The organism is Billgrantia sp. C5P2, assembly GCF_051062895.2.
In genome coordinates this window covers 2,120,577-2,132,415 of sequence record NZ_CM128542.1, presented here as the reverse complement: position 1 = coordinate 2,132,415, position 11,839 = coordinate 2,120,577, and the positions used below count along the sequence as shown (strand labels likewise).

Genomic DNA, 11,839 nt, shown 5'->3' with positions numbered 1-11,839 from the left:
AACGCTTCCTCAATCCCAGTTCAGGATCTCGACACGACGGTTCTGCGCACGGCCTGCGTCAGTGTCGTTGGTCGCGATCGGCTGCGACTCACCGAAACCACGCGTGGTCATGCGATGCTCGGCGATACCGCGAGAAACCAGGAAGTCGCGAACGGAGTCGGCACGACGCTGGGACAGCCCCTGATTGTACTGATCGGAGCCCACGGAGTCGGTATGACCTTCGATGCGCACCCGCAGGTTCTGGTTTTCACGCAGAGTGGTGGCCACCTGATCCAGGGTCTGATGCGCGCCGGGACGGATCTCGGCAGAGTCGAAGGCGAAGGTGACTTCGCTATCCAGCGTTACCGGCTCGAACTCGGTCACCGGAGCGGGCTCGGGTGCGGGCTCGGGCATCGGCTCGGGCTCGACTTTCGGTTCCGGCGTACGGTCGGCACACAGCAGGGCACCGATCGCGGAACCTGCGACAGCACCCGTTGCGGCACCGCTTTCCTCATCGGATTCACCGCTGGTTGCATAGCCGATGCTGCCACCGATCAGGCCGCCAGCGATACCGCACACCAGGGGCTGCTGATACCAGGCATTGCCAGACGATGCCGTCGTGGCGCCGCCAGCCCTCTCACCGCCCCGCTGGAAATCCGAGGCACAGCCGGAAAGGCCGATTACCAGTGCAGAACCCAACAGCAAGCCAGTCGTTGATTTTTTCATTGCAAGACTCCTTCTTGATTTCATCTCGGGGCTATGCAAAGCGAACTCCCCGAAGGTCAGGACACTCATTGACCCAACGGCTCCAAGTGTAGGCCGTTATCGGCCTCGCTCAAAGCGCCTTCACACTCCATTCGTGGACCATTGTGCCGAATTTTGCCAGAAAAAACCCGAAGAATGGTCATTGATTAGCTTTTTGGGAGTGTGATAAGCGTCGCCAACATACCTTGGCGTAAAGTATTTGTATAGCTTTAATGCAGGCCATCCGGCCAGCTGCGACGAAACCTCAATATCTCCTCCGCCGCCTCCAGCACCGGCTGACGCCACTCCGCCTCTACCTCGAGGCGCTCGCGGTCCTCACGCATCCGGTCGCGCGGCGCCAATTGCTTGCGCGCGGAATGAGTATGCAGATGCTGAGTGCGGGCGTAAACCTCACCGATGGCCTGGAAACCGGGCCTTTCGATCAAGTCGGGGTCAAGGATATCGAGCAACAGCTTGCAGCGCCAGGCGCCCTCCGTGATGTCCACCTGCTCCTGAAGCAGCGATGAGGCGACAATCTCCAGGTTGGACAGGCAATTCTCGTGGGCACGACGAAGCTCCTCCTCGCGAAAGGCGCTGCGACGCTTTACCTCCTGCCACAGGGTAAAGGCATAAGCCGCCAGGCCGGCCACGATGGCCAGGCCCACGGCGAGCAGGATCAATGCCGTTGTCGTTGTCATCGAATCTCCAGGCTGACGAATGAGCCCCGGAATTGTAACGCAAGCCGGGCGCTGGCACAGGCCCCGGACGATTCAGCACGCAAGATCCGCAGCGCTGCAGTCAGGAAGCGGTTGTTGAGCAAGGAAATATCGATCGGACCGACACAATGCGTTGGATGAGCCTGCTGACCGTTGCTGTTGACGCAACGACAAGCGCCCGGCATGAGATACCGGGCGCTTGCAAGCATGAAGAACATGATAGGCACGCCAGAGCTACATTGCCCAGAGTCCCGCATAGTGATCCAGCAACAGTACGCCGAACACCCCCAGGATATAACGGATCGAGAACCAGAAGGCCGCCAGGGGCGCCTTGGGGTCCGCGCCGCGCCATACCTTCCAGTTCCAGTACATGAAGCGCAGGTTCAACGCCATGACACCGAGCAGGTAGACGGCACCGCTCATGCCGATGACGAATGGCAGCAGCGTCACGGCAACGGTCAGCCAGCCATACAGCCATACCTGCAGCCGAGTGAACGCCTCGCCATGGGTCACGGGCAGCATCGGCACGCCGGCCCGCGCGTACTCGTCACGCTTGTGAATCGCCAGCGCCCAGAAATGCGGTGGCGTCCAGGCGAAGACGATCAGCACCAGCAGCAGCGGTTCCGGCCCCAACTGTCCGGTCACCGCCGTCCAGCCGAGCATGGGGGGAGCGGCCCCGGCCACACCACCGATGACAATGTTCTGCGGCGTCGCGCGCTTGAGGAATGCCGTATAGATGAGGGCGTAACCGATCAACGACGCCAGCGTCAGCCACGCCGTCAGCGCGTTGACCTGCCACAGCAGCAGGACAATGCCGGCAATGGAGAGCAACGACGCCCAGCCCAGCGCCAGAACGGTGGGCATTCGCCGGGTCGCCAGCGGGCGCTGCGAGGTACGCAGCATCATCGCATCGAGCCTGCGGTCGACCACATGATTGAAGGCCGCGGCTCCGCCCGCCGCCATGCCGATCCCGGCCAGGCCGAACACTACCGTGGCTAACGATGGCAGGGTCGGTGTCGCCAGCGCCATTCCCACCAGGGCGCACACCAGCATCACCACGACCACCCTGGGCTTACATAGCGTGAGCAGGTCCTGCCACGTCCAGGTGGCCGACTCGTGCAAGCCCAGCTGCATCAACAGCGCGCCCTTGCCCCCCTCACGCTTGGTCAGTGCGTTAGACATGCACCCACTCCTTCTCCCTTCGTGTCGGATCATCGACTTCCGTAGCCGGCTCACGCCAATGCCACACGGCCAACGCCAGCAACAGCACGAGCGACAAGGCCCCGGCCGTATGCAGGAGCGCCAGCCACAAGGGAAGCCACATCAGTACATTGGCGATTCCCAACCCGAGCTGAACACCATAAGCGATGACCAACCCACCGAGCCAGAGGCGCATGTGCGCCTGGCTCCAGTAGCGCGCCGCCAGCGCCAGCAGCGCCAGACCCAGCAGCAGCGCGCCGATGCGATGCCCTTGATGAATGGCGGTGCGCGCATCGGCGTGAAGCTGTCCATGCAGATAATTGGGGCCGACCGTTTGGGTCAAGTGGAACCCCTCGCTCCAGTCCATCTCGGGCCACCACTGCGCATTGCACGTAGGAAAACCCTGGCAGGCGATACCGGCGTAGTTGCTCGATACCCACCCCCCCAGCGCCAACTGCAGAACCAGTAATGCCACGGCCGCCAACCACAGCGGCGTCAGCCGCCTTTTCGGCACAGCGGTTTCGGCACCCTTGGCGAAACGGCGCAGCCCGAGATGCAGCCACAGGAACAGCACCAGCACCGAGAGCCCTCCCAGCAAGTGCAGGGTCACGACCTGTGGCCATAGCTTGAGCGTCACGGTAAAGGCGCCAAAGGCGCCCTGCAGCAGGATCACGCCCAACAGGGCCACACTGGTTTTCCACGGATAACCGGGCTTGCGGCGCAGCCCTGCCCCCAACAACAACATACCGATCACCAGCAGCCCAAGCGTCGACGCCAGGTAGCGGTGGATCATCTCGACCCAAGCCTTGAAAGCCTCCAGCGGTGCATGAGGCGAATGGAGCGACGCGCGCTCGACATCCGGCACCACCAGCGCACCGTAGCAGCCTGGCCAATCCGGACACCCGAGGCCGGCATCGACCAGTCGTGTCCAGGCGCCAATGAGGATCACGACACTGGTAAAGACGACACCCACCAGGCTGAGGGTCAACAGCAGACGTAACCGGCGCACATGCGCCTGGCCGTGAAGAGTTGGCATCGACAAACCCTGCATGAATGGCGTCCTTGATCCTGTCATGTCTTAATCGACCATGTCATATCGCTCGTCTAACCGCGAGATGGCCGGGGTGGGACGGCTTCAACGCTAGGCGCCGTCGAACTCCTCGGCCTCGCGCGGATCGGGATTCCGTTTCAGCAGACGACTCAGGTCGTCCATCACGTCGCGCTCCGCGACGCTACCATCGTAGCGCAACACCACCCGCCCCTGCGGGTCGAGCAGCCAGACTGCGCCCGCCGCCTGCCACTCGGGCCTCTCCCGCCAATGAGTGACCGCCTCTCCGGGCAGGGCTTCGGCGTCGCCGCCGATTCGCAAGCGCGTGACACGCGGCGCCTCGCGGCCCAGCGCCCGATGCATGCGCCACCAGCGGTCGGCGTGGGCCTCGCAGTCGCGGGTACAGTCGAAGGCCAGCACCCAGTCGCCGCCATCAAACGAGGCCTGCCGCTCGGTCAGCGGCCATTCCATCAGCGATGGTACGGGGGGGGCCAACTCACCATGGGCGGTGTGCTGGTCGGGGATGCCGATGCGCCAATGCAGCATGACCCAAGCCGAGAGCATCGGCAGGGCGAAGACGGCGATCAAGGCCAGCAGCTTCAAGCGCTGATAGCGGGCGTTCATGGCTTCCTGCACTGCAATCCCCCGTGAGTCTCACTCGTCATTCGTCACCTGCATCAGGAGAGCCGCCTGGCGCGTGCCGTCTGTCACTGGCCAGCCGGCGCCCCCCGATGATCATCACCGCCAAGGCCGCCAGAGCCAACCCCCACCATTGGACGGCATAGCCGACATGGCGGCTGGGCGGCACCACACTGGGTTTCCACCACGAGTCCAAATGCCCGGGGCCCTGCTCGAGATGCAACCATCCATCGTGAGCGAAGCCGCCTGGCAGCTCCCAGGCGGAGAGATCGATGCGCTGCAGGCGCATCCCCTCCCGATTGGGCCCAAAGAGCGGAGGAGCATCACCGGCAGCTTGCCAACGCCCCCGCAGCCTGACCTCGCCCGACGGTGTCTCCACCTCGGGTGTCGCACGGGTCGGCCCTGTCGACAGAAAGCCGCGCTGCACCAGCCACAGCCGGCCCTCCTCGTCGCGTAGAGGAGTAAGCACGGCCACCCCCAGTTGCCCTTCATGGGTGCGGTTGTCGAGGAACAGGGTCTCGTCCGCCAGGTACTCGCCATGCAAGGTCAGACGGGCTCCCTCCGGCGGTGTCTCACGGGGCGACTCCAGCGTTGGCGCTGCATCCAGCCGGGCCAGATAGTCGCGCTTGTCGTCGGCCCGTTCCCACTGCCATAGTCCAAGGAACAACCCCAACACCGTCAGCAGCGACCAGAGCAGGTACCATATACTCAACCGCCAGCCGAGCAGACGCCTGTCACGCCTCGCCCCCTGACCCCCAACGGAGTAACCCATGTTTCTCAAGACCTTGATAGCCGTCGTGTTCCTGGCCATGTTGGCCAGCCTGGCAGCTGGCGTCGGCTTCCTGTTGCGCGACGACAGCCAATCACGTCGGCTGCTGGTGTCGCTGAAAATCCGCGTCACGCTCGCCGCACTGCTTCTCGCCCTGTTGTTCTACGGCTTCTTCTTCGGCAGCCTGGGTGAAGCATGACCCCAGGCCACCACGGCTAGCGCCTACGCGCCAGCCATCAGAATACGTAAACGGTGATGAACAGGCCTACCCAGACCACGTCGACGAAATGCCAGTACCAACTGGCCGCCTCGAAGCCGAAATGCTCTTCAGGGGTAAAATGCCGGCGCACGATCCGCGCCAGCATCACGATCAGTATGATCGTGCCGACGATCACGTGAAGCCCGTGGAAGCCGGTCAGGATGAAGAAAGTCGCGCCGTAGATACCGGCTTCCAGCGTAATGCCGTAGTGGGTATAGGCTTCGTAATACTCCACACCCTGTATGACGATGAAGCACAGACCCAGCAGCACGGTGCCGGCGAGCCAGTTACGGCAGACCTGGCGATGCCCCTCCTTGAGCGCCTCGTGGGCAACGGTCAAGGTGATGCTGGAGGAGATCAGGATCAGCGTGTTGACCAGCGGAAGCTGCCAGGGGCTGAACACCTGAGCCGGGCCGGTAATGGAGGCGTCAGGCGGACTGAGCAGGGGCCAGTGAGCGGTGAACTCGGGCCAAAGCAGCGCCGTGGCTCCCTTGGTCCCCTCGCCACCCAACCAGGGAATGGCAAAGAAGCGAATGTAGAACAAGGCTCCGAAGAAGGCGGCGAAGAACATCACCTCGGAGAAGATGAACCAGCCCATTCCCCAACGGAAGGAGCGGTCCATCTGGGTGTCGTAGAGGCCTCTCCGCGACTCGGCGATAACGTCGCGGAACCACAGGGCCATTACCGCCAGGACCCCCGCCAGGCCAAGCAGCATGACGATGCTGCCGCGGTCATGAACCAGCATCATGCCGGCGCCGATCATCATCACCCCAAGGGCCAGAGAGCCTAGCGCGGGCCACTTGCTGGTTGCCGGGACATAGTAACTGCCACTCATGCCTCTTCTCCTTGTATGGTCTGGACAGCCGCCTGAAGCGGTTCATTCTTGCCCTCGATCGGATAGAGGGTATAGACCAGGGTGACGGTACCGACCTCGGGGGGCAGGTCGCGGTCCAGCTGGAACACCAACGGCAGCTCCAGCCGCTCCCCCGCCTGCAACTGCTGTTCCTCGAAACAGAAACAGCTTGCCTTGCGCACGTGGCGCGTGGCCTTGGAAGGCGAGACGCTGGGAACCGCACGCCCCCAGCTCACCGCATCGCTCTGATTGACGAAAGTGAAGTTCACCTCCGAGGTCTGCCCCGGGTGCAAGCGAACCTGGCGGGTCTCCACCTCCATTCGCCATGGCAGCCCCGACCCACTGCGCGTGATGAACTGCACGGTGACCGTGCGAGATTCATCGACGTTCTCGTGAACGAGCGCCTGCGCAGTGGTGTCGACCTTGCCGTTGAGGCCCGTCACCTTGCAGAAGACGTCATACAATGGCACCAGGGCGAAAGCGAAGGCGAACATGCCGGCCAGCGCCGCCACGCTACGCCAGACCGTACGCTTGACCCCTGCCTGACGCTCATCCGACTCGTTACGCATCATGCGTCACTCCTGCTCTCGTCTCCGACCATGGCGCACTCGACCGGAAACCCACGCTCAATGCGCCGGACGATGGAACGTCGGCGGCGTCTCGAAGGTATGCAGCGGGGCCGGGCTCGGCACGCTCCACTCGAGATCGTCCGTGTGCTCGCCCCAGGCCTTCGCCGGTGCCTTCTGGCCACCCCGCACGCATAGCACGATCACTGCAATGAACAGCAGCTGGGAAAAGCCGAAGACGAACGACCCAATCGAGGAAGCCACGTTGAAGTCGGCGAACTGCAGCGCGTAGTCGGGTATCCGCCGCGGCATGCCGGCCAGCCCCGAGAAATGCATGGGGAAGAAGGTCAGGTTGACGCCGATCACCGAGAGCCAGAAGTGCCACTGGGAAAGGCGCAGGTTGGGATAGTGTCCGGTCCACTTGGGCAACCAGTAGTAGGCCCCCGCCAGGATGGCGAAGAGAGCCCCCGGCACCAGCACGTAGTGGAAGTGCGCCACCACGAAATAAGTGTCGTGGTACTGGAAGTCGGCCGGTGCAATGGCCAGCATCAAGCCTGAGAAGCCGCCGATGGTGAACTGCACCACGAAGGCCAGAGCGAACAGCATCGGCGGCTCGAAGCTGATCGAGCCGCGGAACATGGTCGCCACCCAGTTGAAGACCTTCACCCCGGTGGGCACGGCGATGAGCATGGTGGCGTACATGAAGAACAGCTGACCGACCAGCGGCATCCCCACGGCGAACATGTGGTGTCCCCACACCACGAACGAGAGAATCGCGATTGCGGCGGTGGCGTACACCATGGAGGCATAGCCGAACAGGCGTTTGCGGGCGAAGGTCGGAATGATCGCTGAAACGATACCGAACGCCGGCAGGATCATGATGTAGACCTCGGGGTGCCCAAAGAACCAGAACAAATGCTGGAACAGTACCGGGTCACCGCCGCCCGCGGCATTGAAGAAATTGGTGCCGAAATTGATGTCCATCAGCATCATCGTGACCACCCCCGCGAGCACCGGCATCACCGCGATCAGCAGGAAGGAAGTGATCAGCCAGGTCCAGACGAACAACGGCATGTCCATCATGCGCATGCCCGGCGCACGCATGTTGAGAATGGTGGCGATGATATTGATCGCACCCAGGATCGAACTGATGCCGGCAATATGCAGCGACAGAATGAAGAAAGTCGTCGACGGCGGCGAGTAGACGGTCGACAACGGCGCATAGAAGGTCCAGCCGAAGTTGGGCCCACCACCGGGCATCAGCAGCGTGGAAAGCAGCAGGCCGAAGGCCACCGGCAGCAACCAGAAGCTGAAGTTATTGAGGCGTGGCAAGGCCATGTCGGGGGCGCCGATCTGCAGCGGGATCATCCAGTTGGCCAAGCCAGTGAACGCCGGCATGATCGCCCCGAACACCATGATAAGGCCATGCATGGTGGTCATCTGGTTGAAGAACTCGGGCCTGACGAACTGCAAGCCAGGCTGGAAGAGTTCGAGCCGCACCACCAGGGCAAAGATGCCGCCGATGAAGAACATCGTAAGCGAGAAGATCAGGTAAAGGGTCCCGATCTCCTTGTGATTGGTGGTCAGCAGCCAGCGCAGAATGCCCTTCGGTGGGGTGTCATGAGCATGTCCATGCCCGGCTTCCGCGGCGGTGCTGCTCTGCTCGAGAATCGGTTGAGGAGGTACCTTTGGGGCCATCGGAAAACTCCATAAACAATGTCTTGTTATCGCGCGTCACGTCAGGGGGCACGGCCCTCGGGGCCGTGCCCGCGATCACTCTTCCAGCCGCTCGGCTATTTCGGAAGGCTGGATCACGTCGCCGGTCTCGTTGCCCCAGGCGTTACGCGTATAGGTGATGACCGAAGCCAGCTCGACGGGGTTGAGCGTGCTGCGGAACGCCGGCATGGCACTGCCTGAAACCCCGTTGATGACGGTCTCGATGTGCCAATCGGCATCCTCGATCAACTGCTGGTTGCCGGCCAGAGCCGGGAAGGCGGGCGGCGAGCCCTGGCCCTCGGGCTGGTGACAGGAAGCGCAGATGCTGCCGAAGACGCCTTCGCCACGCTCCATCAGCTCATCCATTTCCCATTCGCGATCGATGCCCATGGCCTCCTCGGCGGCCGCCTCCTTGCGCTCGGCAAGCCAGGTATCGAACTCCTCCTCCTCCACGGCGCGCACCACGATGGGCATGAAGCCGTGATCGACGCCACACAGCTCGGCACACTGCCCGCGGTAGATTCCAGGCTCGTTGATCTGCACCCAGTTCTCGGTCACGAAACCCGGCACCGTATCCTGCTTGACGGCCAGTTGCGGTACCCACCAGGCATGAATCACATCATCGGAGGTGAAGAGGAAACGAACCTTGCGATTGACCGGGAGAACGAGCGGCTCGTCGACTTCGAGCAGATAGTGTTCGCCCCGCTCTTCATCCCCATTGATCTGTGCCCTGGGCGTGGCCAGATTCGAATTGAAGGAAACATCCTCGCCGAGGTACTCGTAGCGCCAGCGCCACTGTTGCCCCGTGACCATGACATCGAGTTCGGCATCGGAAGGGTCGTAGATTTTCTGCAGCGTCGCCGTGGCCGGCACCGCCATGCCGATCAGGATCAGCAAGGGAATCACCGTCCAGATGATCTCGACGGTGGTGTTCTCGTGGAAGTTGGCAGACTTGGCGCCCTTCGAATGGCGATAGCGGAACAGGGAATAGAACATCGCCCCGAACACGACCACCCCGATGACCACACAGATCCAGAAGATGATCATGTGCAGGCTGTAGATTTCGCCACTGAGGGTCGAAACCCCAACGGGCATGTTCCAGCCGTTAGCCAGAGCCACCTGGCTCGAGCCAGCAAGAATCAAGACCCCTGCCAGCCATACGAGCAGAGTCCGCATCGACGCCTCCCGAAATTTGTAGTTGTAGAGAACGGCAGCCCCGAGTGTCAGGGGTCGGGGGTCCTCATCCATGGAGAACATTAGCCGCTTCTTCATCGAGTATAGAGATCTCATCTTGAAAGTCACTGCCTTCGCCTACGCCTTCTGGCTAACGCGCCAATCAACGCAACGTGGCTCTTTCAGCCAGCCGCAAGAACCGCCACCAGCGCAATCAGCCCCACCAGCACCGCGCCCAGCACGATGCCCGTGACGATAAAGGCGATCGGATTGCCTTTCTCGAAGTCCTTGAGTCGCTGTTGTTCCCGCTGCACGCCGAGGAAGGCGGCAAGCACGGACTTGATGACTTCCCACATGCAAGGGTTCCCTCTCAAAGCCAAGGCCCACATGCCAAAGGCTGACCCAACCATTCACCTCAGTCAGCTCACCCCAGCCAGCCCACACAAGGGAAGCATGCCATGAACCGGGCGTAAAGAAACATGCCAGGAAAACGCAAAATATTCATAACGCAGCGCAGCAAAAAACCTGGGACCACCCCATGGCTGGGCTACACTCAAGAGGATAATTATCCTTCACCTACGACACCCTTCCACCAAAGGAGTCAGACATGGCCAGCGCCACCCCGAACCCGAACCCGGCTATCGGCCTCTCACAGCCGCTCATGGAGTGGTGGGCGCAACAATGGGTCCAGGGCATTACGCCGATGACACGCCTGCAGCTTGCCTGGATGGAGAGCCTGACCGACATGATGCAGCAGGAGGCGCGCTTCTTCGCCGCCCTCTCCGCCGCCGGGGAGCAACTCGGCAAGTGCTACGAGACCCACGGAACCGATCCGGAAAAAATGAAGGAGTGCTACGAGGAAATCGCCCGCGAGGTCGCCGACCAACACATGCAGCGACTCAAGCAGGTAGCCACCCTGCCCCATGAATTCAGGCGGCGCATCTGGGAAGAGCTCTGAACGAGCCAGAGGGGGGAGCAGAGCAAACGGACGGACGGACGCCAAAACGAAAAACCGCCACCCGGGAGAACCCGTCAGTGGCGGTTTTTCATGAATCTAATGGTCGGAGCGACAGGATTCGAACCTGCGACCTCTGCAACCCCATTGCAGCGCGCTACCAAGCTGCGCCACGCTCCGACTGTTCTTCACACCGGGCATATGCCGAAACCCCGTGATTCGGGTCTGACCGACCTTGCCGGCGCCCCGAGAACGAGGCGTATACTAGCGCGTTAGCGCGCAAATGGAAAGCCTCTTTTGTACTTTCCTTTCAGTTGGTTGCCTTTGTGCGGCAGGTGGGATCCAGCTCCATCACGCTTGCCGATGCATCGGCCTGTTGCTGTGAATTCTCCTGCCAGAGGCAATAGGCGCTATCTTCACCGTGCACGCACAACCGCCATCACAGGAAGGAGGAGTCGCATGTCTCGCTTTCGTCTGGACGGACGAGTCGCCATGGTAACCGGCTGCAACAAGGGGCTCGGGCAAGGTATCGCCGTGGCCCTGGCTGAAGCGGGTGCCGAAGTCGTCGGGGTCAATCGCCGCGACGCCGACGACACTCGTGAGCGCATCGAGTCGCTCGGCCGGCGCTACGTCAACCTCGAAGCCCGACTGGGCCAAGACCGGGAGGAGGAGATCCTGACCCGGGCCGTCGATGAGCTGGGGCGCATCGACATCCTCGTCAACAATGCGGGCACGATCCGGCGCGCCCCGGCACTGGAGTTCACCGAGGAGGATTGGGACGAGGTGATGGACGTCAACCTCAAGGCCGCCTTCTTCCTCAGCCAGCACGTGGCGCGTCATCTGGTGAATCGCCAGGCGCCGGGGCGGATCGTCAACATCGCCTCGGTGCTATCATTCCAAGGCGGCATCCGGGTACCCTCCTACACCGCCAGCAAGAGCGGCATCCTCGGGCTGACACGCCTGATGGCCAACGAATGGGCCGCTCATGGGATCACGGTCAACGCCATCGCTCCCGGCTACATGGCCACGGACAACACCCAGGCGCTGCGCGAGGACGAGTTCCGCAACGCCGAGATCCTCGGCCGGATTCCTGCCGGGCGCTGGGGCACCCCCGAAGACCTCGCTGGTGCCGTGATTTTCCTCTGCTCCGATGCCGCCAGCTACGTCAACGGCCACGCCCTTGTGGTGGATGGCGGTTGGCTCGCCCGCTGAATCAGGCATG

Annotated in this window: 14 protein-coding genes and 1 tRNA gene; 3 read left to right on the top strand and 12 right to left on the bottom strand. The window is 62.3% G+C overall.

What is annotated here, in order from left to right:
• Nucleotides 1-9: 9 nt before the first annotated feature.
• The 6 genes from ACRWQA_RS09760 to ACRWQA_RS09735 form a co-directional block, all read right to left on the bottom strand.
• Nucleotides 10-705, bottom strand: a complete 696-nt coding sequence (locus tag ACRWQA_RS09760; protein WP_434228244.1) for an OmpA family protein — start codon at nucleotides 703-705, stop codon at nucleotides 10-12.
• A gap of 248 nt (nucleotides 706-953) precedes the next feature.
• The gene (locus tag ACRWQA_RS09755; RefSeq protein ID WP_434228246.1) at nucleotides 954-1,421 is read right to left on the bottom strand and encodes a DUF2489 domain-containing protein; all 468 of its coding nucleotides are present in this window, start codon (nucleotides 1,419-1,421) and stop codon (nucleotides 954-956) included.
• Nucleotides 1,422-1,673: 252 nt separating this feature from the next.
• On the bottom strand, nucleotides 1,674-2,573 hold the full coding sequence (gene cyoE / locus ACRWQA_RS09750) for a heme o synthase (RefSeq protein ID WP_263583978.1): 900 nt from the start codon (nucleotides 2,571-2,573) through the stop codon (nucleotides 1,674-1,676).
• Between the two features lie 40 nt (nucleotides 2,574-2,613).
• Nucleotides 2,614-3,675, bottom strand: coding sequence for a COX15/CtaA family protein (locus ACRWQA_RS09745; protein WP_446326277.1), 1,062 nt, complete (start codon nucleotides 3,673-3,675; stop codon nucleotides 2,614-2,616).
• 105 nt (nucleotides 3,676-3,780) lie between these two features.
• Nucleotides 3,781-4,311: a redox-active disulfide-containing membrane protein gene (locus ACRWQA_RS09740; protein WP_434228250.1), complete on the bottom strand. Its 531-nt coding sequence runs from the start codon at nucleotides 4,309-4,311 to the stop codon at nucleotides 3,781-3,783.
• A 37-nt stretch (nucleotides 4,312-4,348) separates the two neighbouring features.
• Nucleotides 4,349-5,098, bottom strand: coding sequence for an SURF1 family protein (locus ACRWQA_RS09735; protein ID WP_263580066.1), 750 nt, complete (start codon nucleotides 5,096-5,098; stop codon nucleotides 4,349-4,351).
• Between ACRWQA_RS09735 and ACRWQA_RS09730 the strand changes: the two genes are divergently transcribed.
• Entirely contained in the window at nucleotides 5,097-5,294 is a 198-nt protein-coding gene (locus ACRWQA_RS09730) for a DUF2909 family protein (RefSeq protein WP_104203676.1), read from the top strand. The genes ACRWQA_RS09735 and ACRWQA_RS09730 overlap by 2 nt on opposite strands.
• A 37-nt stretch (nucleotides 5,295-5,331) precedes the next feature.
• On the opposite strand, the gene ACRWQA_RS09725 is transcribed toward ACRWQA_RS09730, so the two are convergent.
• The 5 genes from ACRWQA_RS09725 to ACRWQA_RS09705 form a co-directional block, all read right to left on the bottom strand.
• The gene (locus tag ACRWQA_RS09725) at nucleotides 5,332-6,189 is read right to left on the bottom strand and encodes a cytochrome c oxidase subunit 3 (RefSeq protein ID WP_263580067.1); all 858 of its coding nucleotides are present in this window, start codon (nucleotides 6,187-6,189) and stop codon (nucleotides 5,332-5,334) included.
• Nucleotides 6,186-6,779, bottom strand: coding sequence for a cytochrome c oxidase assembly protein (locus ACRWQA_RS09720; RefSeq protein ID WP_263580068.1), 594 nt, complete (start codon nucleotides 6,777-6,779; stop codon nucleotides 6,186-6,188). The genes ACRWQA_RS09725 and ACRWQA_RS09720 overlap by 4 nt, the downstream gene beginning before the upstream one ends.
• Nucleotides 6,780-6,833: 54 nt before the next feature.
• Nucleotides 6,834-8,471 (bottom strand): cytochrome c oxidase subunit I, encoded by a 1,638-nt coding sequence (gene ctaD / locus ACRWQA_RS09715; RefSeq protein WP_434228254.1) that lies wholly within the window; start codon nucleotides 8,469-8,471, stop codon nucleotides 6,834-6,836.
• Between the two features lie 75 nt (nucleotides 8,472-8,546).
• Nucleotides 8,547-9,665: a cytochrome c oxidase subunit II gene (gene coxB, locus ACRWQA_RS09710; protein WP_263580070.1), complete on the bottom strand. Its 1,119-nt coding sequence runs from the start codon at nucleotides 9,663-9,665 to the stop codon at nucleotides 8,547-8,549.
• A 179-nt stretch (nucleotides 9,666-9,844) separates the two neighbouring features.
• On the bottom strand, nucleotides 9,845-10,018 hold the full coding sequence (locus tag ACRWQA_RS09705) for a DUF2970 domain-containing protein (protein ID WP_263580071.1): 174 nt from the start codon (nucleotides 10,016-10,018) through the stop codon (nucleotides 9,845-9,847).
• Between the two features lie 251 nt (nucleotides 10,019-10,269).
• On the opposite strand from ACRWQA_RS09705, the gene ACRWQA_RS09700 reads away from it, so the two are divergent.
• On the top strand, nucleotides 10,270-10,620 hold the full coding sequence (locus tag ACRWQA_RS09700) for a hypothetical protein (protein WP_434228256.1): 351 nt from the start codon (nucleotides 10,270-10,272) through the stop codon (nucleotides 10,618-10,620).
• A gap of 100 nt (nucleotides 10,621-10,720) precedes the next feature.
• Here ACRWQA_RS09700 and ACRWQA_RS09695 read toward each other — a convergent pair.
• A tRNA-Pro gene (locus ACRWQA_RS09695) sits at nucleotides 10,721-10,797 on the bottom strand.
• Nucleotides 10,798-11,076: 279 nt separating this feature from the next.
• Between ACRWQA_RS09695 and kduD the strand changes: the two genes are divergently transcribed.
• Complete coding sequence (gene kduD / locus ACRWQA_RS09690; protein WP_434228258.1) at nucleotides 11,077-11,829, top strand: 2-dehydro-3-deoxy-D-gluconate 5-dehydrogenase KduD; 753 nt, start codon at nucleotides 11,077-11,079, stop codon at nucleotides 11,827-11,829.
• Nucleotides 11,830-11,839 lie beyond the last annotated feature (10 nt).

Bases quoted from the DNA above. Each gene is read 5' to 3' on its own strand.
- coxB (WP_263580070.1), bottom strand. From the start codon at position 9,665: ATGCGGACTCTGCTCGTATGGCTGGCAGGGGTCTTGATTCTTGCTGGC.
- ACRWQA_RS09760 (WP_434228244.1), bottom strand. From the start codon at position 705: ATGAAAAAATCAACGACTGGCTTGCTGTTGGGTTCTGCACTGGTAATC.
- cyoE (WP_263583978.1), bottom strand. From the start codon at position 2,573: ATGCAGCTGGGCTTGCACGAGTCGGCCACCTGGACGTGGCAGGACCTG.
- ACRWQA_RS09755 (WP_434228246.1), bottom strand. From the start codon at position 1,421: ATGACAACGACAACGGCATTGATCCTGCTCGCCGTGGGCCTGGCCATC.
- ACRWQA_RS09745 (WP_446326277.1), bottom strand. From the start codon at position 3,675: ATGCCAACTCTTCACGGCCAGGCGCATGTGCGCCGGTTACGTCTGCTG.
- ACRWQA_RS09735 (WP_263580066.1), bottom strand. From the start codon at position 5,098: ATGGGTTACTCCGTTGGGGGTCAGGGGGCGAGGCGTGACAGGCGTCTG.
- kduD (WP_434228258.1), top strand. From the start codon at position 11,077: ATGTCTCGCTTTCGTCTGGACGGACGAGTCGCCATGGTAACCGGCTGC.
- ACRWQA_RS09700 (WP_434228256.1), top strand. From the start codon at position 10,270: ATGGCCAGCGCCACCCCGAACCCGAACCCGGCTATCGGCCTCTCACAG.
- ctaD (WP_434228254.1), bottom strand. From the start codon at position 8,471: ATGGCCCCAAAGGTACCTCCTCAACCGATTCTCGAGCAGAGCAGCACC.
- ACRWQA_RS09720 (WP_263580068.1), bottom strand. From the start codon at position 6,779: ATGATGCGTAACGAGTCGGATGAGCGTCAGGCAGGGGTCAAGCGTACG.
- ACRWQA_RS09740 (WP_434228250.1), bottom strand. From the start codon at position 4,311: ATGAACGCCCGCTATCAGCGCTTGAAGCTGCTGGCCTTGATCGCCGTC.
- ACRWQA_RS09705 (WP_263580071.1), bottom strand. From the start codon at position 10,018: ATGTGGGAAGTCATCAAGTCCGTGCTTGCCGCCTTCCTCGGCGTGCAG.
- ACRWQA_RS09730 (WP_104203676.1), top strand. From the start codon at position 5,097: ATGTTTCTCAAGACCTTGATAGCCGTCGTGTTCCTGGCCATGTTGGCC.
- ACRWQA_RS09725 (WP_263580067.1), bottom strand. From the start codon at position 6,189: ATGAGTGGCAGTTACTATGTCCCGGCAACCAGCAAGTGGCCCGCGCTA.